Annotated in this window: 20 protein-coding genes; 11 read left to right on the top strand and 9 right to left on the bottom strand. The window is 68.4% G+C overall.

Translation table 11 applies throughout. The annotated features are described in order from the left end of the window. The first annotated feature begins 2 nt into the window (after nt 1–2). From AC3A6R_RS10625 to AC3A6R_RS10600, 6 genes are all read left to right on the top strand, one after another. Nucleotides 3–1,886, top strand: coding sequence for a dipeptide ABC transporter ATP-binding protein (locus AC3A6R_RS10625; protein WP_487862561.1), 1,884 nt, complete (start codon nt 3–5; stop codon nt 1,884–1,886). A 70-nt stretch (nt 1,887–1,956) separates the two neighbouring features. Continuing rightward, the gene (gene gsiB, locus AC3A6R_RS10620) at nt 1,957–3,507 is read left to right on the top strand and encodes a glutathione ABC transporter substrate-binding protein GsiB (protein ID WP_487862560.1); all 1,551 of its coding nucleotides are present in this window, start codon (nt 1,957–1,959) and stop codon (nt 3,505–3,507) included. A gap of 65 nt (nt 3,508–3,572) precedes the next feature. After that, nucleotides 3,573–4,493, top strand: a complete 921-nt coding sequence (gene gsiC, locus AC3A6R_RS10615) for a glutathione ABC transporter permease GsiC (RefSeq protein WP_487862559.1) — start codon at nt 3,573–3,575, stop codon at nt 4,491–4,493. A gap of 10 nt (nt 4,494–4,503) precedes the next feature. Beyond that, entirely contained in the window at nt 4,504–5,433 is a 930-nt protein-coding gene (gene gsiD / locus AC3A6R_RS10610; RefSeq protein ID WP_487862558.1) for a glutathione ABC transporter permease GsiD, read from the top strand. Between the two features lie 11 nt (nt 5,434–5,444). Continuing rightward, a complete protein-coding gene (locus AC3A6R_RS10605) occupies nt 5,445–6,533 on the top strand; it encodes a DmpA family aminopeptidase (protein WP_487862557.1) in 1,089 nt (362 codons plus the stop codon). 10 nt (nt 6,534–6,543) lie between these two features. Continuing rightward, the gene (locus tag AC3A6R_RS10600; protein WP_487862556.1) at nt 6,544–7,371 is read left to right on the top strand and encodes a M55 family metallopeptidase; all 828 of its coding nucleotides are present in this window, start codon (nt 6,544–6,546) and stop codon (nt 7,369–7,371) included. Nucleotides 7,372–7,997: 626 nt separating this feature from the next. Here the strand turns inward: AC3A6R_RS10600 and AC3A6R_RS10595 are convergent. The 3 genes from AC3A6R_RS10595 to AC3A6R_RS10585 form a co-directional block, all read right to left on the bottom strand. Continuing rightward, nucleotides 7,998–9,509 (bottom strand): tripartite tricarboxylate transporter permease, encoded by a 1,512-nt coding sequence (locus AC3A6R_RS10595; protein WP_487863188.1) that lies wholly within the window; start codon nt 9,507–9,509, stop codon nt 7,998–8,000. Between the two features lies 1 nt (nt 9,510). Then, nucleotides 9,511–10,041: a tripartite tricarboxylate transporter TctB family protein gene (locus AC3A6R_RS10590; protein WP_487863187.1), complete on the bottom strand. Its 531-nt coding sequence runs from the start codon at nt 10,039–10,041 to the stop codon at nt 9,511–9,513. Nucleotides 10,042–10,194: 153 nt separating this feature from the next. Then, complete coding sequence (locus AC3A6R_RS10585) at nt 10,195–11,154, bottom strand: Bug family tripartite tricarboxylate transporter substrate binding protein (RefSeq protein WP_487863186.1); 960 nt, start codon at nt 11,152–11,154, stop codon at nt 10,195–10,197. Between the two features lie 130 nt (nt 11,155–11,284). Between AC3A6R_RS10585 and AC3A6R_RS10580 the strand changes: the two genes are divergently transcribed. From AC3A6R_RS10580 to AC3A6R_RS10565, 4 genes are all read left to right on the top strand, one after another. Continuing rightward, a complete protein-coding gene (locus AC3A6R_RS10580; RefSeq protein ID WP_487863185.1) occupies nt 11,285–11,971 on the top strand; it encodes a response regulator in 687 nt (228 codons plus the stop codon). After that, nucleotides 11,968–13,392: a sensor histidine kinase gene (locus AC3A6R_RS10575; RefSeq protein WP_487863184.1), complete on the top strand. Its 1,425-nt coding sequence runs from the start codon at nt 11,968–11,970 to the stop codon at nt 13,390–13,392. Before AC3A6R_RS10580 ends, AC3A6R_RS10575 begins: the two co-directional genes overlap by 4 nt. 4 nt (nt 13,393–13,396) lie before the next feature. Continuing rightward, nucleotides 13,397–13,831, top strand: coding sequence for an RNA-binding S4 domain-containing protein (locus AC3A6R_RS10570; RefSeq protein WP_487863183.1), 435 nt, complete (start codon nt 13,397–13,399; stop codon nt 13,829–13,831). 80 nt (nt 13,832–13,911) lie between these two features. Beyond that, nucleotides 13,912–14,721, top strand: coding sequence for a PPK2 family polyphosphate kinase (locus AC3A6R_RS10565; RefSeq protein ID WP_487863182.1), 810 nt, complete (start codon nt 13,912–13,914; stop codon nt 14,719–14,721). Between the two features lie 21 nt (nt 14,722–14,742). Here the strand turns inward: AC3A6R_RS10565 and AC3A6R_RS10560 are convergent, their stop codons facing one another. The 6 genes from AC3A6R_RS10560 to pqqA form a co-directional block, all read right to left on the bottom strand. Continuing rightward, on the bottom strand, nt 14,743–15,411 hold the full coding sequence (locus AC3A6R_RS10560; protein WP_487863181.1) for a hypothetical protein: 669 nt from the start codon (nt 15,409–15,411) through the stop codon (nt 14,743–14,745). 201 nt (nt 15,412–15,612) lie between these two features. Next, nucleotides 15,613–16,764 (bottom strand): pyrroloquinoline quinone biosynthesis protein PqqE, encoded by a 1,152-nt coding sequence (gene pqqE, locus AC3A6R_RS10555; RefSeq protein ID WP_487863180.1) that lies wholly within the window; start codon nt 16,762–16,764, stop codon nt 15,613–15,615. Next, nucleotides 16,761–17,084 carry a pyrroloquinoline quinone biosynthesis peptide chaperone PqqD gene (pqqD, locus tag AC3A6R_RS10550; RefSeq protein ID WP_487863179.1) on the bottom strand — a complete coding sequence of 108 codons (324 nt, stop codon included), beginning with the start codon at nt 17,082–17,084 and terminating at the stop codon, nt 16,761–16,763. The genes pqqE and pqqD overlap by 4 nt, the downstream gene beginning before the upstream one ends. After that, the gene (pqqC, locus tag AC3A6R_RS10545; RefSeq protein ID WP_487863178.1) at nt 17,081–17,848 is read right to left on the bottom strand and encodes a pyrroloquinoline-quinone synthase PqqC; all 768 of its coding nucleotides are present in this window, start codon (nt 17,846–17,848) and stop codon (nt 17,081–17,083) included. The genes pqqD and pqqC overlap by 4 nt, the downstream gene beginning before the upstream one ends. A gap of 18 nt (nt 17,849–17,866) precedes the next feature. Further along, on the bottom strand, nt 17,867–18,790 hold the full coding sequence (gene pqqB, locus AC3A6R_RS10540; RefSeq protein ID WP_487863177.1) for a pyrroloquinoline quinone biosynthesis protein PqqB: 924 nt from the start codon (nt 18,788–18,790) through the stop codon (nt 17,867–17,869). A 189-nt stretch (nt 18,791–18,979) separates the two neighbouring features. Continuing rightward, on the bottom strand, nt 18,980–19,054 hold the full coding sequence (gene pqqA, locus AC3A6R_RS10535; RefSeq protein ID WP_487863189.1) for a pyrroloquinoline quinone precursor peptide PqqA: 75 nt from the start codon (nt 19,052–19,054) through the stop codon (nt 18,980–18,982). Between the two features lie 270 nt (nt 19,055–19,324). Between pqqA and AC3A6R_RS10530 the strand changes: the two genes are divergently transcribed. Beyond that, complete coding sequence (locus tag AC3A6R_RS10530; RefSeq protein WP_487863176.1) at nt 19,325–21,139, top strand: cation:proton antiporter; 1,815 nt, start codon at nt 19,325–19,327, stop codon at nt 21,137–21,139. Nucleotides 21,140–21,170 lie beyond the last annotated feature (31 nt).

Genomic DNA, 21,170 nt, shown 5'->3' with positions numbered 1-21,170 from the left:
CCATGTCTTCACCTGCCCTCAATCTGCCGGACGGCCGCGTTCTCGCCGTCGACGACCTCACCGTGCGCTTCTCCACGTCGGAACGCACGGTCGATGCGGTCAAGAAGCTCTCGTTCCACGTCGACCACGGCGAAACGCTCGCGGTAGTGGGCGAATCGGGCTCGGGCAAGTCGGTCACCTCGCTGGCGCTGATGCGCCTGGTGGAGCATGGCGGCGGCCGCATCCTCGACGGGCGCATGGCGTTCCGGCGCCGCAACGGCGAAGTGCTCGACCTGGCCCAGGCGCGCGACACCGAGATGCGCAACATCCGCGGTGCCGACATCGCGATGATCTTCCAGGAGCCGATGACCTCGCTGAACCCGGTGTTCACCGCGGGCGACCAGATCGCCGAGGCCATCCGCATTCACCAGGGCAAGTCGAATGCGGCGGCGCGCGCCGAGGCGCTGCGCATGCTGGAGCTGGTGCGCATTCCCGAGGCGCGCAACGTGCTCGACCGCTTTCCGCACCAGCTCTCGGGCGGCATGCGCCAGCGCGTGATGATCGCGATGGCGCTGTCGTGCAAGCCGCAGTTGCTGATCGCCGACGAGCCCACCACGGCGCTCGACGTGACGATCCAGGCGCAGATCCTGCAGCTGATCCGCGAACTGCAGAAGGAGATGCGCATGGGCGTGCTCTTCATCACGCACGACATGGGCGTGGTGGCCGAGATCGCCGATCGCGTGCTGGTGATGTACCGCGGCGACAAGGTCGAGGCCGGCACTGCCGACGCGGTGTTCGCAGCACCGCAGCATCCCTACACGCGCGCCCTGCTCTCGGCCGTTCCGAAGCTCGGCGCCATGCAGGGCACCGACCTGCCGGCCAAGTTCGAGCTGCTGCGCAACACCGAGACCGGCGCGCAGGCGGTGCCGCCGGCTGACGCGGCAGTACCGCACGACACCGTGCGCCAGAACACCGGCCCGATCCTGCGCGTGCGCGACCTGGTCACGCGCTTCGACGTGCGCAGCGGCATCTTCGGCCGCGTGAAGCGCCGCGTGCATGCGGTCGAGAAGATCAGCTTCGACCTCTATCCCGGCGAGACGCTCGCGCTGGTGGGCGAATCGGGCTGCGGCAAGTCGACCACGGGCCGCTCGCTGCTGCGCCTAGTCGAAAGCCAGAGCGGCGCGATCGAGTTCGGCGGTCAGAACATCCGCGAGCTGCCCACGCGCGAGCTGCAGGCGCTGCGCCGCAACATCCAATTCATCTTCCAGGACCCGTTCGCCTCGCTCGATCCGCGCGTGACGGTGGGCTTCTCGATCATGGAGCCGCTGCTGATCCACGGCATCGCCAAGGGTGCCGAGGCGCAGCAGCGCGTCGACTGGCTGCTGCAGAAGGTGGGCCTGCCGCCCGAAGTGGCGCAGCGCTATCCGCACGAGTTCTCGGGCGGCCAGCGCCAGCGCATCGCCATTGCGCGCGCACTGGCACTGAACCCGAAGGTGGTGGTGGCCGACGAGTCGGTCTCGGCGCTCGACGTGTCGATCCAGGCGCAGATCGTGAACCTCATGCTCGACCTGCAGCGCGAGCTGGGCGTGGCGTTTCTCTTCATCTCGCACGACATGGCCGTGGTCGAGCGCGTCAGCCACCGCGTGGCCGTGATGTACCTCGGCCAGATCGTCGAGATCGGTCCGCGCCGCGCGGTCTTCGAGGCACCGCAGCACGCCTACACCCGCAAGCTGATGGCGGCGGTGCCGGTGGCCGACCCGGCGCGCCGGCACAAGCCGCACGCGCTGCTCGAAGGCGAGATCCCGAGCCCGATCCGCGCCGTGGGCGACGAGCCCGAGGTGCCGCCGCTGGTGCAGGTGGCGCCGGGGCACTTCGTCGCACGCCACGCCATCGGCGGCGCGTTCTGAGTACGCGCCTTTCCTTTTCTCAACCCGCGGGAGACATCCTGCTTTTTTCCACCCCGACTGGAGTTCTTCCATGACGCAATCTTCCTCCTCCCTGCGATGGGCTTCCGCACTGCTGGGCCTGGCCGCGCTGGCCGCCTCGGGCTCCGCACTGGCCGCGAAAGACGTGGTGCTGTCGATCGGCTACCAGCCGGAAACGCTCGACCCCTACAACACCAACACCACCATCACCACCGCGGTGACCAAGACCTTCTACGAAGGCCTGTTCCAGTTCGACAAGGACCTGAAGGTGCAGAACGTGCTCGCCGAGGGCTACGAGGTGTCGAAGGACGGCCTGGTCTACACGATCAAGCTGCGCTCGGGCGTCAAGTTCCACGACGGCACCGACTTCAACGCCGAAGCCGTGAAGTTCACGCTAGACCGCGTGCTGAACCAGGACAACAAGCTGCTGCGCTACAACCAGTTCAACCGCGTGGGCAAGGTCGAGGCGGTCAACCCGACCACGGTGCGCATCACGCTGAAGGAGCCCTTCGGCCCCTTCATCAACTCGCTGGCTCACGCATCGGCCGCGATGATCTCGCCCACCGCGCTCAAGAAGTGGGGCAACAAGGACATCGCCTTCCACCCCGTGGGCACCGGCCCGTTCGAGTTCGTCGAGTGGAAGCAGACCGACGCGGTCAAGGCCAAGAAGTTCGATGGCTACTGGAAGAAGGGCTACCCGAAGGTCGACACGGTGCAGTGGAAGCCGGTGCTCGAGAACAACACGCGCGCTGCCATGCTGCAGACCGGCGAAGCCGACTTCGCCTTTCCCATTCCCTACGAGCAGGCCGAGCTGCTGAAGAAGAGCGACAAGCTCGAAGTGGTGGCGACGCCGTCGATCATCGTGCGCTTCCTGGCCTTCAACATGCAGCACAAGCCGTATGACAACCCGAAGGTGCGCGAAGCCATCGGCTACGCGATCAACAAGGAAGCACTGGCCAAGGTCGCGTTCGGCGGCTATGCCTTCCCGGCGCAGGGCGTGGTGCCGCAAGGCGTGAAGTACGCCGTGAAGATGGACCCGATTCCCTACGACCTGAAGAAGGCCAAGGAACTGATGAAGGAAGCCGGCTACCCGAACGGCTTCGAGTCGGTGCTGTGGAGCGCCTACAACAACACGACGAGCCAGAAGACGATCCAGTTCGTGCAGCAGCAACTCGCGCAGATCGGCATCAAGCTGCAGGTGCAGGCCCTCGAAGTGGGCCAGCGCGCGGAAATGGTCGACTCGTGGCCTGATCCCAAGACGGCCAAGGTCCGCATGTACTACACGGGCTGGTCGTCGTCGACCGGCGAAGCCGACTGGGCGCTGCGTCCGCTGTTCGCCTCGGAAGCCTGGGCCCCGAAGCTCAACAACATGTCGTTCTACAAGAACGAGGTGGTCGACAACGCCATCGCCAAGGCGCTGGTGACGGTGGACGACGCCGAGAAGGCCGCGCTCTACAAGACAGCGCAGGAACAGATCCGCAAGGACCTGCCGCGCGTGCCGCTGGTCACCGAGCAGAACCTGTCGGCGCATGCCAAGCGCCTCTCGGGCGTGCATGTGATGCCTGACGGCAACATCAACATCGACGCCATCGAAGTCCGTTGATCATCCCCGAGGCGGCTCAACTCGTGTAGCCGCCTCCCCCGCAAGGGGCTCTTTGCCTGTATGCCATGCTGAACTACTTTCTCAAACGACTGCTGGGCCTGATCCCCACACTGCTCATCGTGGCGGTGCTGGTGTTCCTGTTCGTGCACATGCTGCCCGGCGACCCGGCGCGTCTCGCCGCCGGACAGGACGCCGACGACCAGACGGTGGCCATGGTCCGCGCCGAGCTCGGGCTCGACAAGCCATTGCCGCAGCAGTTCGCGAGCTTCTTCACCCAGATGTTGCAGGGCGACTTCGGCACCTCGATCCGCACGCGGCGGCCGGTGTCCACCGAGATCGCCGAGCGCTTCTTCCCGACGGTGATGCTCACGATCACCAGCATGGTGTGGGCGGTGATCTTCGGCATGGGCATCGGCATCGTCTCTGCGGTGTTCCGCAACCAATGGCCCGACCGCCTCGGCATGACGCTGGCGGTGTCGGGCATCTCCTTTCCTGCATTTGCACTCGGCATGCTGCTGATGCAGATCTTCTCGGTCCAGCTCGGCTGGCTGCCCACGGTGGGCGCCAGCACTTGGCAGCACTACATCCTGCCCTCGATCACGCTCGGCGCCGCGGTGGCCGCGGTGATGGCACGCTTCACGCGCGCATCGTTCGTCGAGGTCATCCAGGAAGACTTCGTGCGCACGGCGCGCGCCAAGGGCGTGCGCGAGCGCACGGTCATCATCAAGCACTGCCTGCGCAATGCGCTGATCCCGGTCGTGACGATGATGGGCCTGCAGTTCGGCTTTCTGCTGGGCGGCTCGATCCTCGTCGAGGCGGTGTTCAACTGGCCCGGCCTCGGCCGCCTGCTGGTCGACGCGGTGCAGATGCGCGACTATCCCGTCATCCAGACGCTGGTGTTGCTGTTCTCGCTCGAATTCATCCTGATCAACCTCGTGGTCGATGTGCTGTACGGCTTCATCAACCCGACCATCCGCTACAAGTGAGCCCCGAGCCATGACGCAAGCGACCGGCGCTCCTGCCGAAACCATCGTCCCCGCCACCGAACCCGTGGCGCCCCTCCAGGCCGCGGGCAAGGTCCGCACGCCCTGGGGCGAATGCTGGCGGCGCTTCAAGAACCAGCCGGTCGGCCTGGTGGCAGCGGCCTTCGTGCTGCTGCTGGTGCTCGTCGCGGTGTTCGCGCCGTGGATCTCGCCCTACGACGCCGAGAATTTCTTCGACTACGACATGCTGAACACCGGCCCCTCGGCCGCGCACTGGTTCGGCGTCGACCCGCTCGGGCGCGACATCTTCAGCCGCATCCTCGCGGGCACGCGCATCTCGCTGATGGCGGGCTTCCTGTCGGTGCTGGTCGGCGGGTTCATCGGCACCGCCTTCGGCCTGCTTGCGGGCTACTACGAAGGCTGGTGGGACCGCATCGTGATGCGCATCTCCGACGTGCTGTTCGCGTTTCCGGGCATCCTGCTCGCGCTCGGCGTGGTCGCGATCCTCGGCAGCAGCATGACCAACGTGGTGGTGGCCGTGTCGGTGTTCAGCGTGCCGGCGTTCGCGCGGCTGGTGCGCGGCAACACGCTGGTGCTCAAGCAGCAGACCTACATCGAGGCCGAGCGCAGCATCGGCGCGTCCGACTGGACCATCATCGTGCGGCACATCCTGCCGGGCACGATCTCGTCGATCGTGGTGTATTTCTCGATGCGCGTGGGCACCTCGATCATCACGGCCGCGAGCCTGTCGTTCCTCGGCATGGGCGCGCAGCCGCCCACGCCCGAATGGGGCGCGATGCTCAACGAGGCGCGCGCCGACATGGTCACCTCGCCCCACGTGGCGCTCTTCCCGAGCCTGGCGATCTTCTTCACGGTGCTGGCGTTCAACCTGCTGGGCGATGCGCTGCGCGACGCGCTCGACCCGAAAATCGACCGCCAGTAACCACCACCGGGATGGCTTCGAACACAACACCAGGCGCCCTGCCCTTCATCGGCCGCTTGCCAGCCGGCCCGCGCGACGCGATCAGCGACGTGCCGGGCGTCACGGTCGGCCACCGCACGCTGGACGACGGCCCGGTGCAGACCGGCGTGACGGTCATCCGGCCGCACGCGGGCGATCCGTTCCGCGACAAGGTACCGGCCGCGGCCGTGGTGCTCAACGGCTTCGGCAAGAGCGTCGGCCTGGTGCAGGTCGAGGAGCTCGGCCTGCTCGAGACACCGATCGCGCTGACCAACACTTTTTCGGTCGGCACCGTCGCCACCGCGCAGATCCGCCACTGCATCGCGAACAACCCCGAGACCGGCCGCGCGCTGCCGACGGTGAATCCGCTGGTGTTCGAATGCAACGACGGTTTCCTCAACGACGTGCAGCGCATGGCCGTGACCGAGGCCGACTACCTGCAGGCGCTGCAAGGCGCCACTGCCGACTTTGAACAGGGCTCGGTGGGCGCGGGGCGCGGCATGTCGAGCTTCGGGCTCAAGGGCGGCATCGGCAGTGCCTCGCGCTGCGTGCCCGCGCAGGATGGTGTTTCTTCCCACACGGTGGGCACGCTGGTGCTTGCGAACTACGGCCGCCAGCCGCAACTTCTGCTTGCGGGCCAGGCGGTGGGCGACCGGCTCGCCGCGCTGCAGGCCGCACGCGATGCGGCGGCATCGCCTTCCGACGAGCCCGAGAAGGGCTCGATCATCATCGTCATCGCCACCGATGCGCCGCTCGACGCGCGCCAGCTGCGCCGCCTCGCGCTGCGCGCGGGCGCGGGCCTCGCACGCACCGGCTCGGTCTTCGGCCATGGCAGCGGCGACATCGTGCTGGCGTTTTCCACCGCCTACACCGTGCCAGGCCAGCCCGACCGTCCGATGCCGGCCGTGGCGATGCTGCACGACGCATGCCTCGATCCACTGTTCCAGGCCGCGGCCGACAGCACCGAGCAGGCGATCGTGCATGCGCTGTGGCGCGCCACCGCCGTGACCGGCCGCGACGGCCACCGCCGCGATGCGCTGGCCGACCTGCTGCCCGCCGCCGCCCTTCTTTCAAATAGATAGGTCGATTGACATGAAAGTCCTGATCTCCACCGACATCGAAGGCGTCGCCGGCGTCTACCACCCGGAGCAGGTTCGGCCGGGCAACCCCGAGTTCGAGCGCGCACGCCTGCTGATGGCGCAGGAGGCCAACGCCGCCATCTCCGGCGCCTTCGATGCGGGCGCGACCGAGGTGCTGGTGAACGATTCGCACGGCGGCTTCCGCAACATGCCGCCCGACTTGCTCGACGCCCGCGCCCAGGTGGTGCAGGGCAAGCCGCGCTACCTGAGCATGGTGGCGGGCGTGGAGCACGGCGGCGTGGACGCGCTCTGCATGGTGGGCTATCACTCGCGGGCGCAGGGGCGCGGCATCCTCGCGCACACGATCAACAGCTTCGCCTTCGCCAGCGTGTCGCTCGGCGAGCAGGAACTCGGCGAGGCCGGGCTCTATGGCGCGCTGGCCGGCGAATACGGCGTGCCGGTGGTGATGGCGAGCGGCGACGACGTGTTCATCGACGAGAACCGCACGCTGTTCCCGCAGGCGGTGTTCGTCGAGACCAAGAAGGCGACGGGCAACACCAGCGGCGTGTCGCTCTCGCCCGAGCGCGCGCGGCTCGCGATCCGCGCGGGGGTGAAGCAGGCGCTCGAAGCGGCTTCGCGCGAAGCGGTGCGGCCGCTGGTGTTCGCGGGTCCGCAGGTCGTCACGCTGCGGGCCCAGTCGCCGGCGCTTGCGGATCTGTTCTGCCAGTGGCCGGCGTTCGAGCGCCTTGACGGGGTGACGCTGCGCTTCACGGCAGCCTCGGTCGAAGCGGCGGTGCGGATGCTGAACTGCTGTTCGGCGATGTCGTCGATGCTGCGCTGAGCTCTGGCTTCTTTTCAAGGGCGGAGGCCGGGTCTCGCCCCGGCGGGCGAGCTACTGTCTGCGACCCCTTCGCTGCGCTACGGGGCAACCTGCGGTGCTCGCGTTTCGCGGGGTCTCGCAGAACTCGCTTCGCTCAAACAGCTGCGAGCCCTGATCCGCGAAACACTCCGCTCCTCGGCGCAGCCAGAGGGGATTTGGGAACCATGCAGGCCATCGCTGCGCTCGGCCCTCTTTTTCCCTCTCCCTCCGGGAGAGGGTCAGGGTGAGGGCCGACGGCCTTGGGAGAAGCGCGCCATATCCACCGCCGCAGCCCTCACCCCCGCCCTCTCCCGGAGGGAGAGGGAGCAATACAGCCGAGCGAAGCGATGGCCCGCGGGGCTCCCACCCCCTTCTGGCTGTGCCGAGGAGCGCAGGCGGAGGCGGGATCAGGGCCGCAGCTGTTTGAGCGAAGCGAGTTCTGCGGACCCCCGCCGCAGCCGAGCACCGCAGGTTGCCCGTAGCGAAGCGGAGGGACACAGACAGCAGGGTCGCCTTTTCTTTGCTTACTTTCTTTTGGCGAAGCAAAAGAAAGTGGGTCGCCCGCCGGGGCGAGACCCGGCCCCGAAAAGTAAACAACCCCAAAAAAATCAACCAAGCGCGAGCTTCTTCCGATCACTCATCCGCTTGGCCACCCGCGGCAACACCAGCACCGCCACGATGATGACCACCAGCGCGATGGACATCGGCCGCTGGAGGAACACCGCAGCGCTCCCCTCCCCGATCGACAGCGCATTGCGCATCTGCGCCTCGGCGAGCGGCCCGAGGATCATGCCCACCACGACCGGCGCGGTCGGAAAGTCGAAACGCCGCATCACCACGCCCAGCAGGCCGATGCCGTACAGCAGGAACAGGTCGAACGCGCTCTGGCGCATGCCGTAGGCGCCGACCGTGGCGAAGATCAGGATGCCCGCATAGAGCTGCGGCTTCGGGATCTTGAGCAGCTTCACCCAGAGCCCGACCATCGGCAGGTTCAGCACCAGCAGCATCACGTTGCCGATGTAGAGCGAGGCGATCAGCGCCCACACCAGCGCGGCCGAGGTGGTGAACAGCTGCGGGCCGGGCTGGATGCCGTAGTTCTGGAACGCGCCGAGCAAAATGGCGGTGGTGTTCGACGTGGGAATGCCGAGCGTGAGCAGCGGGATCAGCGCAGCCGTCACGGTGGCGTTGTTCGCGGCTTCGGGGCCGGCCACGCCTTCGATCGCGCCCTTGGTGCCGAACTCGGCCTTGGCCTCCGCGTCCTTTGCGAGCTTCTTTTCCGTGGCGTAGCTCAGGAAGGTCGGAATCTCGGTGCCCCCGGCCGGGATGCAGCCGAAAGGCGCACCGATGGCCGTGCCGCGCAGCCATGCGGGGATCGAGCGCTTCCAGTCGCGCGCGGTCATGTGCACGCGGCTGAGCTTGTTCTGGCCTTCGACCACGCGGCCTTCATAAAGCACCGCGTACAGCACCTCGGCCACAGCGAACAGGCCGACCGCCACCAGCACGATCTCGATGCCGTCGAGCAGTTCGGGAATGCCGCCGATATAGCGGCCCTGGCCCGAGATCTGGTCGAGCCCGATGCAGCCGGCCGCCAAGCCGACGAACAGCGCCGTCATGCCGCGCAGCGTGCTCTTGCCGAGCACCGCGCTCACGGTGGTGAAGGCCAGCATCATCAGCAGGAAGTACTCGGGCGGACCCAGCTTGACCGCGAACTCGGCCACGAAGGGCGCGAACAGCGTGACGAGCACGGTGGCGATGGTGCCCGCCACGAACGAACCGATGGCGGCGGTGGCGAGCGCGGCGCCCGCGCGCCCGCTCTTGGCCATCTTGTTGCCTTCCATCGCGGTGACCATGCTCGCGGTCTCGCCGGGCGTGTTGAGCAGGATCGACGTGGTCGAGCCGCCGTACATCGCGCCGTAGTAGATGCCCGAGAAGAAGATCATCGAGGCCGTGATGTCGACCTTGCCGGTGATCGGCAGCAGCATCGCCACGGCCACCGCGGGGCCGATGCCCGGCAGCACGCCCACGGCGGTGCCCAGGGCGCAGCCCACGAGGCACCAGAGGAGGTTGGCGGGGGTGATTGCGGCGCCGAAGCCCGCCATGAGTGCGTCGAAGATTTCCATGTCAGAGCCACCCGGTGGCCGTCAGGCCCGGCAGGTTGATCGCCAGGAACTTGGTGAACGTCCAGAACACCGGCGCCGAGATCAGAAGGCCGGTCAGGACGTCGACCGCCCAGGTGCGCGGCCGGTTCGCCGCCGGCTGGCCGCCCGCACGGCGCAGGCCCTGCACGGCCAGCAGGTAGCACAAGGTGCAGCTCACGATGAAGCCGAGCGTGGTGATCAGCGCCGCATTCAGCAGCAGCCCTGCCGACACCCACACGAAGCCGGGCCAGTAGGCATGTTCGGCGCCCGAGGGCGCATCGAGTTCGCGGAAGCCGCCGGTGCGCGCTTCCCAGAGGATCCACGCACCGCAGAGCGTGAGCGCGACCGACACCAGCCAGGGCAGGAAGTTGGGGCCGACGCCGCCGTATCCGGCTTCGGAAGAAATGCCGATGGCGCCGAAACCCAGCGCCAGGCCGGTCAGCAGCACGCCGATACCGACCACAGTTTGCGGCCAGGGGGCCGCGGGCTGCGGCGAGGAATCCCGAGTTGTCATTTTTTCTTGCTCCCGCAGTCAGGAAAGGGCAGGTCGCCTCCTGCCCCCTTCCAGAAACACCGCGGAACCGGCTTTGCCGGGCCGCTGGTGTTGCCCCCGGTAGGGGGAGGGAGAAGCGACACGAAGTGCGCGTAGCCGGGGGGCGAGCCGAGGCTAGATCATTCCCGACTTGGTCATGATCGCGCGCAGGCTCGCGAAGTCGTCGTCGACGAACTTGGCGAAAGCCTCGCCCGAGATCACGGCCGGGGTCCAGTCGTTCTTCTTGAGTGCCTCGTTCCACGACGGGCTCTTGAGCACGGCCAGCACCATGTCGGTCAGTGCCTTGCGCTGCTCGGCGCTGATGCCGGGCGCGCCGTACACGCCGCGCCAGTTGCCGATTTCCACGTCGATGCCCTGCTCCTTGAGCGTGGGCACGTTGATGCCCGGCAGGCGCTCGGCGGAGGTGACGGCGATCGCCTTCATCTTGCCCGCGGCGATGTACTCGGCAAATTCGCTGTAGCCGCTGCCGCCGATCGTGACGTTGCCGCCCAGGATGGCCGCGGTGGCCTCGCCGCCGCCGCGGAAGGCCACGTAGTTGATCTTGGAGGGATCGGCGCCGACCTTCTGCGCGATCATGGCTGCGGCGATGTGCTCGGTAGAGCCGCGCGAACCGCCGCCCCACTTGACGCTGCCGGGGTCCTTCTTGAGCTGGTCGACCACGTCCTTCATGGTCTTGAAGGGCGAGTTGGCGGGCAGCACGAACACGTTGTATTCGGTGGTCATGCGGGCGATGGGCGTGGCCTGCGAAAGGTTCACCGGCGGCTTGCCGGTGATGATGCCGCCGAGCATCACCGAGCCCATGACCATGAGCGCGTTCGGATCGCCCTTGGAGCCGTTCACGAACTGGGCCAGGCCCAGCGCGCCCGCGGCGCCGCCCTTGTTGTCGTAGGTGACGGTGTCGGCCAGCTTGGCGTCGGTCAGGGCCTTGCCCAGCGCGCGGCCGGTGGTGTCCCAGCCACCGCCCGGGTTGGCCGGAATCATCATCTTGACGTTGGCGGCGGCGCGTGCCGACAGCGGCAGTGCACCGACGGCGGCCAGCGCGGCCAATGACTTCAGAAAGGTATCGCGACGCATCGTTGTTGTCTCCTGGGAACGAAAGAAACCCTGGCTCGGGTCCGAGCCGCTATCATGCGCCGCCCCGCTGTCAGTTGGCTGTCCAACAAACTGGGGAAAACACCGAACCGCCTGCGCGCCCCGCTCCCCCATGAAGCTGTTGCTGATCGAAGACGATCCCTCGATGCAGGTCACGCTGCAACGTGCCCTTGCGCGCAGCCGGATCGACGTGCGCATCTGCGGCGACGGCGCGCTGGCGCTCGAACAGTGGCGCGCGCTCGAGCCCGACGTGGTGGCGCTCGACCTGAGCCTGCCCAACCTCGACGGCCTCCAGGTGCTGGCCCAGGCGCGCGCAAGCGGGCTGCGCACACCCGTGCTGCTGCTCACCGCGCGCGGCACCGTCGGCGATCGCATCCTCGGCCTGAATGCAGGCGCCGACGACTACCTGCCCAAGCCCTTCGACCTCGACGAGTTGGAGGCGCGCATCCGTGCGCTGCGCCGGCGCCATCAGAACGCCGACCCCGACCCGGCCCTGAATCCGCAGGAGGTCGGCGGCCTGCGCTACGAGCCCGATAGCGGCGCCATCTACCACCGCGGCGACGTGCTCGAGCTCACGCCGCGCGAGCTGTCGCTGCTCAAGGCGCTGATGATGAAACCCGGCCATGCCGTCACCAAGGAGCGGCTCTTCGAACTCGTGTTCCCCGGCGAGGCCGACGTGCACTACGAGGCGATCGAAGTGGTGGTGTATCGGCTGCGCAAGAAGCTCGCGGGCACCGGCACCGCGCTGATGACGTTGCGCGGGCTCGGCTACCTGCTGCGGGCGGAAACCACGGCATGAAGAAGGCGCTGTCGCTGCGCGCGCGGCTGCTCTTCGGCATCCTCGCGCCGGTGGCGCTGTTCATCGTGATCAACAGCGTGAGCCTGTATCGCCAGAGCCTGGCGGCGGCCACCACGGCCTACGACCGCACGCTGCTCGCATCGGCCAAGACCATCGGCGAGCAGCTCGACGTCGAGGGCTACGACGAGGGCGCGCGGTTGCGCGCGATCGTGCCCTACTCGGCGCTCGAGGCCTTCGAGGCCGACAACCAGAGCCGGCTCTTCTACCGCGTCTCGGCGCTCGACGGAGAGATGGTCTCCGGCTTCGCCGAGCTGCCGTTCTGGCGCGGCCGCATTCCCGACCGCGGCGCCTATGCGGCGCTGGTCGACTTCTACGACGCGCGCTTTCGCGACCAGCCGGTGCGCGTGGCAGTGCTGCTGCAGCCCGTGGCGAGCGCACGCGGACGCGGCATGGCCGTGGTGCAGGTGGCCGAGACCCTGGAGCTGCGCGAGACACTGGTGCGCAAGCTGCTCGTCGACATGCTCTGGCGCCAGTTGCTGCTGCTGGGCGTGATCGCCTTCGTGACGGTGCTCGTGGTGCAGCGCGCCACGCGGCCCGTGCGGCAGCTCGGCGAGGCCATCGAGAAGCGCGCCGCCGACGACCTCTCACCGATCGACGCGCCCGATGCGCCACGCGAGCTGCGCCCGCTCATCGACGCCACCACCGAGGTGATGGGACGGCTGCAGCGCCTGCTCGATCACCAGAAGCGCTTCGTGCGCGACAGCGCCCACCAGCTTCGCACGCCGCTCGCGGTGCTCAAGGCCCAGGTGCAGTCCGCGCGCCGCGGCGACGTGCCGCCCGAGCAGGCTCTCGGCGAGATCAGCCAGACCGTCGAGCGCGCCACCACGCTCGCCAACCAGATGCTGTCGCTCGCCAAGGTCGAGCAGTTGCGCCAGCAGCCCGAATCGGTGCCGCTCGAGCTCGGCGAGGTGGCGCGGCAGATCGCGCTCGACCTCTCGCCGCTGATCGCGGACAAGACGCTCGACTTCGAGCTGGCGATCGATGCGCGGCCGGTCGTGGTGCGCGCGCACCGCTGGATGCTGCAGGAGCTCACGCGCAACCTGCTGCACAACGCCATCAAGCAGAGCCCGCCCGGCGGTGCGCTGTCGGTCAGCGTGCGTGCGGAGGGCGCCGAGGCGGTGCTGGCCGTGCGCGACGAAGGACCGGGCATTTCACCCGAACTGCGCCAGCGGCTGTTCGCGCCCTTCTCCACCGGCGACAGCGCCACCGGCTCGGGCCTCGGCCTCGCGATCTGCCGCGAGATCGTGCTGGCGCTCGGCGGGCGCATCGACCTGGACAACCGCCGCCCGCAGGACAATGCCGCACAAGGGGTCGGGCTGGACGCTGTCGTGCGCCTGCCTTTGCACCCCCACAATTCCTGACGCTATGGATCGCCTGCGCATCGACAAATGGCTCTGGGCCGCCCGCTTCTTCAAGACGCGCTCGCTGGCCGCGGACGAAATCGGCAAGAACCGGGTGCAGGTGAACGGCGACGTCGCCAAGGCCTCGCGCGAGGTCAAGGTGGGCGACACCGTGGCCCTGCGCATGGGGCCGCTCACGCGCAGCGTGGTGGTGCGCGGGCTGAGCGGCCAGCGCGGGCCGGCCCCGGTCGCTCAGCAGTTGTACGAAGAAACCCCGGAAAGCATCGCCGCCCTGGCGCAGATGCGCGAGCAGCGCCGCATGGGCAGCGAACCGGCGCTGGCCATTGCGCAGGGCCGGCCGACCAAGCGCGACCGGCGCGATCTCGACGGCGCCGCTCGGCATGCCGAGTGGGACAGCCGCTGGAGCGCCTCGATCGACCCGGACGACGGCGGGCGCTGAACGGGTGCCCGCGCGGCCGGCGGCCGGCCGACCACCCGATCGCTTACGCTCCTTTCCTTTTCCCACACGGAGCCGGCCCCATGCCCAGCCTGAAGAAATTCCGCGTCGACGACGGCAACTTCCGACTTTCGAGCGTAGACCCCGGCGACGCGCCGTTCCTCGAAGGCGACGAGGCGGCCCAGCGCGCGGAGATCGACGCGTTGGCCGTCGAGCTCGACGAGATGCAGAACCTGCTGCATGCCGAAGGCCGCCGCAAGCTGCTGCTGGTGCTGCAGGGCATGGACACCAGCGGCAAGGACGGCACCGTGCGCTGGGTGTTCTCGCGCACCTCGCCGCTCGGCGTGCGCGTCTGCGCCTTCAAGGCGCCCAGCGAGGACGAGCGCGCACGCGACTACCTTTGGCGCTGCCATGCGGTGGTGCCGCGCAACGGCGAGATCGCGGTCTGGAACCGCAGCCACTACGAAGACGTGCTCGTGCCCGTGGTCGAGGGCTGGATCGACAAGGCCGAGGCCCGCCGGCGCTATGCCCAGATCAACGACTTCGAGCGCCTGCTCGTCGAAACCGGCACCGTGGTCGTCAAGTGCATGCTGCACATCGGCAAGGACGAGCAGCGCGAGCGGCTGCAGGCGCGCATCGACACGCCCGGCAAGCAATGGAAGTTCAGCATGGGCGACCTCGACGTGCGCACCAAGTGGGACGCCTACCAGCAGGCCTACGAACGCGCACTGCGCGCCACTTCAACGGCTCATGCGCCCTGGTACGTGGTGCCCGCCAACAGCAAGCGGCACCGCAACCTGATGATCGCCCGGCTCCTGATGAAGACACTGCGGCAGATGAAGCTCGAAACGCCGCCCGCCGACCCCGCGCTGCAGGGCCTGGTCATCCAGTGAGCGGAATGCCGGGCCGCAGGCTCAGGAGCGCCGCACCGGCGACTGCCCGAGCACGCGGCAGTTGCCGAATTCGCAGCGCACCGCCCAGGTGGCGCCGTTCGAGCACGGCACGCTGTAGGCCTCGTAGCCGGGGCCCTTGGCCGTCAGCTCGGCGCGCGGCTGGACGCTGCAGCGCCCGGCCTTCGCGACCACTTCAGCGTTGTAGGTGTCGACGCCCGTGCGGCGCGGGGCGAGCACCAGTTCAGGCGTGAAGGCATGGCCGTAGAAGGAGTCGCGCACGTGCGGATCGAGGTTGCGGTAACCGCGCTTGGCCATGCAGTGCACGATCGCCGTCTGCTGGTGCTCGGCGATCACCGCAGCGTTCGGGCGGTACGACATGTCGATCACCGCGGCCGAGATGCCCGTGTACGAGGCCGCGGCCACGATGCCCTGGCCATGCACCGTGATCAGGCCCAGGCCCAGCGCGAGCCACATGGCGTCGCCCGATTCGCTGCGTGCCGCGATCCGCGTCGCGGCGCCGCGGCAGTCGGCCACGTCGCTGTCATAGCGGGCGCCGTCGACGCCTTCCATCGCCACCTTGGGCACATACGACAGGCCGGACCCGGTGCCGGGTTCGGTGGGCGTCGGCGGCGCGCTGGCGCACCCTGCCAACGCGACCACGGCGCACACCATGCTCAACAGCAGCTTCATGGAATCCCTCGTCCTCTTCGCGATTGTTGGGGGCAATTTAACCATACACCTCGTTACCTTTACCCATGTTTTGTCGCAAAGTCGCGACGGTAGCGAGATAGGTTCCATTTGATGACACTTGCTACCAGCCCATGGACGACGAGGCGCGGCATGCCGCGTCGCGCTGAGCGCCTTCGCCACACACGCTCTCTGAACCGCCGATCACACGTGCCGTGACAGTCGGCGCGAGTTGGTCGGGTCGCGGAACACCAGCGGATGCTCGACCGGCGCGGCCGGGTCGCGCGCCGCCGCGCGTTCCACGGCCTCCGCCACGCGGTGGTGCTCGGGACTCTTGGCGCACACCGGGTCGGCGGCCGCCGGGTCCTGCGCCAGCAGGAAGGCCTGGCAGCGGCAGCCGCCAAGGTCCTGCCCGCGCTGGTCGCAGCTCGCGCAGGGCTCCTTCATCCAGCCGGTGCCGCGGTAGCGGTTGAAGCCTTCCGAATCGAACCAGATCTCGCGCAGGCCATGCGCCTTGACGTTCGGGAACTCGAGGCCCGGCAGCATCGACGCGGTGTGGCACGGCAGCGCCGTGCCGTCGGGCGCCACGGTGAGGAACATGCTGCCCCAGCCGTTGACGCATTTCTTGGGCTTGCCCTCGTGGTAGTCGGGGGCGACGAAGAAGATGCGCATGCGCTCGCCGAGCCGTGCGCGCCAGGCGTCGGTCACCTGCTCGGCATGGCGCAGCTGTTCGTGCGTGGGCAGCAGCTGGTCGCGGTTGAGAAAAGCCCACGAGTAGTACTGCGTGTTGGCGAGCTCGAGGTATTCGGCGCCCATCTCGTGCGCCATCTCGATGATGCGGTCGATGTGGTCGATGTTCATGCGGTGGATCACCACGTTGAGCACCATCGGCCAGCCCTGGTCCTTGATGGTCTTCGCGACCCGGTTCTTGAGTTCGAAGGTCTTGGTGTGCGAGAGGAAATCGTTCATCTCGCGGGTCGAATCCTGGAACGAGAGCTGCACATGGTCGAGCCCCGCCTGCTTCAGCGCCGCGGCCCGCTGCGGCGTCAGGCCCACGCCCGAGGTCAGCAGGTTGGTGTAGTAGCCCAGGCGGTGCGCCTCGGCCACGATGAGCTCCAGGTCGTCGCGCAGCAGCGGCTCGCCGCCCGAGAGGCCGCACTGCACCGCACCGAGCTCGCGGCCCTGGCGCAGCACGCGCAGCCAGTCGTCGGTCGACAGTTCGTCCGCGCGCGCGGCGAAGTCGACCGGATTGAAGCAGAACACGCAGTGCAGCGGACAGCGGTAGGTCAGCTCGGCCAGCAGCCAGAGCGGCGGGCCGGGCCGGGCCGGCTGCGAGGTGCCTGCGCCCGCGGTCATGGCGTATCCCGGCACGTATCCCGGCACGCATCCCAGCGCAGCCAGTTCTGCTGCGCCGCCATCTCGACGAATCCGCGCACCTGCGGCTCGAGGCCGGTGGTGCCGAAGGCGCCTTCGAGCTCGGCCACGATGGCCGCGAGGCTGCGCTCGCCGTCGCAGCGCTTCATGATCTCGCCGGCGCTGCCATTGAGCTTGACCATGCCCTCGGGATAGAGCAGCACGTGGCAGTCCTGGGCCGGCTCCCATTGCAAGCGAAAGCCCGGACCCACGCGCGGCCGGCTCTCGAGCGTGAGCTGCTTGATGTCCGGCGCGGCGCTCATTGCGCACCCACCCCGTAGCGCGTCGCCATCGCGTCGTTCATGGCCCAGAGGATGTCGAGCTTGAACTGCAGCACCTCGAGCGCGCGCTCCTGCAGCGCACGCGTGTCGAAGTGGTCGAGCGTGATCGCGAGGCCCTGTTCCACGTCGCGGCGCGCCTGGCTCACGCGGTTGCGAAAGTAGCCGAGCCCCTCGGGTTCGATCCACGCGTAGTGCTCGGGCCAGGTCGCGAGGCGCTGCTTGTGGATCTCGGGCGCGAAGAGTTCGGTCAGCGAGGAGCACACCGCCTCCTGCCAGGGCGCACGGCGCGCGAAGTTGACATACGCATCGACCGCGAAGCGCACCGCCGGCACCACATGCCGCAGGTCGCGCACCTCGTCGCGCGAGAGGCCCACGGCCTCGGCCAGGCGCAGCCAGGCCTCGATGCCGCCTTCATCGCGGATGCCGCCGAGCTCGAAGCCGTCGTGGTCGAGGATGCGCTGCACCCAGCCGCGCCGCACCGCCTGGTCGGGGCAGTTCGACAGCACCGCGGCGTCCTTGATCGGGATCGCGATCTGGTAATAGAAGCGGTTCGCCACCCAGCCGCGGATCTGCTCGGGCGAAGCGCGCCCGCTGTTGAGCATCACGTTGAACGGATGGTGGATGTGGTAGCTGCGGCCGCGCTCGCGCAGCCGGGCCTCGAAGTCCTCGCGCGACCAGGCGGGTGCGCTTTCCGCGCCGTGGTGGGTGGTCGGGCGGGACGGGTCCTGGATCCTGTCGGCGTGCATGGAGGTGGGCTTCCGGTTTCAGAGCTGGATCTGCATGCCGTCTTCGCAGGCTTCGATCCCTGCGCGCCGCAGCGCGGCATGCGCGGCCGAGTCCTCGTCGAGGATCGGATTGGTGTTGTTGATGTGGATCAGCATGCGCCGCGCGGTGGTGGCCGGCAGGCGCGAGAGCCATTCGATCATTCCGCCCTCGCCCGACTGCGGCAGGTGCCCGATCTCGCGCGCGCGCTTGCCGCTGACGCCGAGGCGGACCATCTCGTCGTCGGTCCAGAAGGTGCCATCCACCATCACCGCATCGGCGTTCGACATCGCATCGAACACCGGCGGCGTGATCGCGCCCAGGCCCGGCGCATAGAACAGGCTGCGCCCGCTCTGCCGGTCGAGGATGGTCACGCCGATGTTGTCGCCGGCCACCGGATGATCGCGGTGCGGCGAATACGGCGCGGCCTTTCCCGTGAGCGCGATCGCGCGGAACGACAGCCCCGGCACACCGGGCACTTCGAACGCATTGCCGTCGAGCGGCACCGCATGGCGCTCCACCCCGCAGTAGTGCGACAGCACGTTCAGCACCGGGTTGCCCCGGCCCAGGTCCTCGGCCACCGGATCGGTGCACCACAGCGGCAGCGGCGTGCCGCGCTCGCGCAGCATGAACAGCCCCGTCGCATGGTCGACCTGCCCGTCGATCAGCACCACGCCCGCGATCGCCGTGTCGCGCAGCGCACGCGCCGGCTGCAGCACCGGACTGCTGCGGATCTGCTCGAGGATGTCGGGCGATGCATTGAACAGCACCCCGTCCGCGCCCCCATCGGGCCGTACGAAGATCGACGACTGCGTGCGCGCCTTGGCCCGCACCGTGCCCGCACGCACACCCGCGCAATTGGGGCAGTTGCAGTTCCACTGCGGAAAGCCGCCACCCGCGGCCGAACCCAGGACGGTGATGCGCATCGGTAGAAAGAAAAGAGGAGGAATCGAATCCCGAACAACCCACCCTGAAAAACAGGGCGGGTCGACAAAAAGGGCACACCCCAAAAACCCCCACGGCCCAACCCAGTGCACCCGTGGAACCGGCTCCGCCGGGCCACCGGGTGCGCCCCCCAGTGGGGGGAGGCGCCGCAGGCGCTTCGGGGGGCGTCCTTACCTAGCGTTGACGTACATCGTGATCTCGAAGCCGAAGCGGAAATCGGTGGCCGTCGGTGTTTCCCATTTCATGCGGTGTCTCCTTCTGAAGTGGCGCAGCAGCGCCGGACGGCGGCTGCGGGAATCGCGTGGTTCCACGTCCCATAGTGAACCGATGAGCGCGCCGGACCCAGCCGTGAAATCATGATTCGCAGTTCATGATTTTCATGAAAGCGTGCACATTGCACATACCGGCGCCGCCGGCATGGCCGCAGCGCCCGGAAACCCAGGGTTTCCCCTGTAGGCTCCGCGCCTGCTGCGCGGCACGCGGCAGCGTCTTTGAACAATTCGAAATCCCCGAACGTGCACACCGCCTCCCTGCTCCTCACCATCCTCTGCGCCGGCCTCGCGAGCCAGTGGCTGGCCGCCCAGATCCGCCTTCCCGCGATCGTCGTGCTCATCGCCGTCGGCCTCGTGCTCGGCCCGATCGCCGGCGTGGTCCGGCCCAGCATCGAAGGCGAGCAACTGAGCGAACTGATCGGCCTGGGCGTCGCGATCATCCTGTTCGAAGGCGGCATGGACCTGAAGATCAGCGAGTTCAAGCGCGTGGGCCATGGCATCGGCCGGCTCACGGTCGTTGCGCCGCCGCTGGCGTGGCTGTTCGGCGGCGTGGCCGCGCACTACATCGGCGGCCTGAGCTGGCCGGTGGCGATCGTGCTGGCCGCGATCCTGGTCGTGACCGGACCCACGGTGATCCTGCCGCTGCTGCGCCAGGCGCGTCTCAACAAGGAATCGGCCGCGCTGCTCAAGTGGGAGGGCATCGTCAACGACCCGATCGGCGTGTTGATGGCGGTGCTGGCTTTTCAGTACTTCACGGTGTCGGGCGGCGGCCTGTCGACCACGCTGCTGGCGCTCGGTGCCGCGGTGGCGGTGGCCCTGGTACTGGGCGGACTGGGCGGCTGGCTCATCGGCTGGCTGTACCGCCGTGGCGGCGCGCCCGAGCACCTGAAGGCGCCCATCCTCATGGTGCTGGTGCTGGCTGCCTACTGGGCCAGCAACCTCGTGCAGCACGAGGCGGGACTGCTGACCGTGACCGTCATGGGCCTGGTGATCGGCAACATGGAACTGGTCGAGCGCGAGTCGCTTCAGCACTTCAAGGAAAACCTCACGGTGGTGCTGCTGTCGGTGCTGTTCATCGTGATCCCGAGCCAGCTCGAGCCGGGGCAGCTCGCACTGATCGACTGGCGCATGGTGGCCTTCGTGCTCGCCGTGCTGTTCGTGGTGCGCCCGCTCGCGATCGGCCTCTCGACGCTGGGTGCGCCGATGCGCAGGCAGGACCGCCTGCTGCTGGCCTGGATCGCGCCGCGCGGCATCGTGGCCGTGGCCACCGCAGGCATCTTCGGGCCCGCCCTCGTCAAGGCCGGCTATGCCGACGCCGCGAAGCTGCTGCCGACCACCTTTCTGATCGTGATGGCGACGGTGCTCTGCCATGGCCTGAGCCTCGGGCGCATCGCGCGCCGCCTCGGGCTGGCCGCGCGCGGCGACTCGGGCCTGCTGATCGTCGGCGCCTCGCCCTGGACCTGCGCGCTGGCGCAGACGCTGCAGCGCCTGCAGATCGAGGTGCTGGTGGTCGACCGCCATTACGAAGCCCTCAAGCTCGCGCGCATGCGCGGCATCGAGGTGTTCTATGGCGAATTCCTGTCGGAGCAGGCCGAAGAGGCGCTCGAGGTGCAGCACCTGAGCTACCTCCTTTGCGCCACCGAGAACGACTCGTATAACGCGCTGGTGTGCAAGGCGCAGGGCCATCGGATGGGCCACCACCGCACCTTCCAGCTCGCAGTCGGCCGCGGACAGGGACAGGCCGCGGGTGCGCTGTCGCTGCAGCAGCGCGGCTACCTCGCCTTTCATGAGGGCGCCACCTACGCGGCGCTCGAGGCGCGGCTGCAAGAGGGCTGGACCATCCAGGCGACGAACCTCACCAAGGCCTACGGCTGGGCCGCGTTCAGCGAGCGCATGGGCAAACCCGGCAAGGACTGGTGGCTCGTGGGCGGCGTGTCGCCAGCCGGCGCGTTCCGGATCTATTCGAGCGAGCAGCCCTTCAAGGTCGATGCAGGCTGGACCGCCGTCTGCTTCGCGCCGCCGGGCCGGCAGGACACGGCCGCACCGCCGTCCGCATAGCCACGCACGCGACGTTTCCCGTACCATGCCC

The organism is Variovorax sp. Soil_C_19 (assembly GCF_057657255.1).
Note: the sequence above shows the minus strand (reverse complement) of the source record. Positions and strands in the feature narration are given on the sequence as shown.

Excerpts from the sequence above, each read along its gene's own strand:
- AC3A6R_RS10625 (WP_487862561.1), top strand. The coding sequence starts at position 3 with ATGTCTTCACCTGCCCTCAATCTGCCGGACGGCCGCGTTCTCGCCGTC.
- gsiB (WP_487862560.1), top strand. The coding sequence starts at position 1,957 with ATGACGCAATCTTCCTCCTCCCTGCGATGGGCTTCCGCACTGCTGGGC.
- gsiC (WP_487862559.1), top strand. The coding sequence starts at position 3,573 with ATGCTGAACTACTTTCTCAAACGACTGCTGGGCCTGATCCCCACACTG.
- gsiD (WP_487862558.1), top strand. The coding sequence starts at position 4,504 with ATGACGCAAGCGACCGGCGCTCCTGCCGAAACCATCGTCCCCGCCACC.
- AC3A6R_RS10605 (WP_487862557.1), top strand. The coding sequence starts at position 5,445 with ATGGCTTCGAACACAACACCAGGCGCCCTGCCCTTCATCGGCCGCTTG.
- AC3A6R_RS10600 (WP_487862556.1), top strand. The coding sequence starts at position 6,544 with ATGAAAGTCCTGATCTCCACCGACATCGAAGGCGTCGCCGGCGTCTAC.
- AC3A6R_RS10595 (WP_487863188.1), bottom strand. The coding sequence starts at position 9,509 with ATGGAAATCTTCGACGCACTCATGGCGGGCTTCGGCGCCGCAATCACC.
- AC3A6R_RS10590 (WP_487863187.1), bottom strand. The coding sequence starts at position 10,041 with ATGACAACTCGGGATTCCTCGCCGCAGCCCGCGGCCCCCTGGCCGCAA.
- AC3A6R_RS10585 (WP_487863186.1), bottom strand. The coding sequence starts at position 11,154 with ATGCGTCGCGATACCTTTCTGAAGTCATTGGCCGCGCTGGCCGCCGTC.
- AC3A6R_RS10580 (WP_487863185.1), top strand. The coding sequence starts at position 11,285 with ATGAAGCTGTTGCTGATCGAAGACGATCCCTCGATGCAGGTCACGCTG.
- AC3A6R_RS10575 (WP_487863184.1), top strand. The coding sequence starts at position 11,968 with ATGAAGAAGGCGCTGTCGCTGCGCGCGCGGCTGCTCTTCGGCATCCTC.
- AC3A6R_RS10570 (WP_487863183.1), top strand. The coding sequence starts at position 13,397 with ATGGATCGCCTGCGCATCGACAAATGGCTCTGGGCCGCCCGCTTCTTC.
- AC3A6R_RS10565 (WP_487863182.1), top strand. The coding sequence starts at position 13,912 with ATGCCCAGCCTGAAGAAATTCCGCGTCGACGACGGCAACTTCCGACTT.
- AC3A6R_RS10560 (WP_487863181.1), bottom strand. The coding sequence starts at position 15,411 with ATGAAGCTGCTGTTGAGCATGGTGTGCGCCGTGGTCGCGTTGGCAGGG.
- pqqE (WP_487863180.1), bottom strand. The coding sequence starts at position 16,764 with ATGACCGCGGGCGCAGGCACCTCGCAGCCGGCCCGGCCCGGCCCGCCG.
- pqqD (WP_487863179.1), bottom strand. The coding sequence starts at position 17,084 with ATGAGCGCCGCGCCGGACATCAAGCAGCTCACGCTCGAGAGCCGGCCG.
- pqqC (WP_487863178.1), bottom strand. The coding sequence starts at position 17,848 with ATGCACGCCGACAGGATCCAGGACCCGTCCCGCCCGACCACCCACCAC.
- pqqB (WP_487863177.1), bottom strand. The coding sequence starts at position 18,790 with ATGCGCATCACCGTCCTGGGTTCGGCCGCGGGTGGCGGCTTTCCGCAG.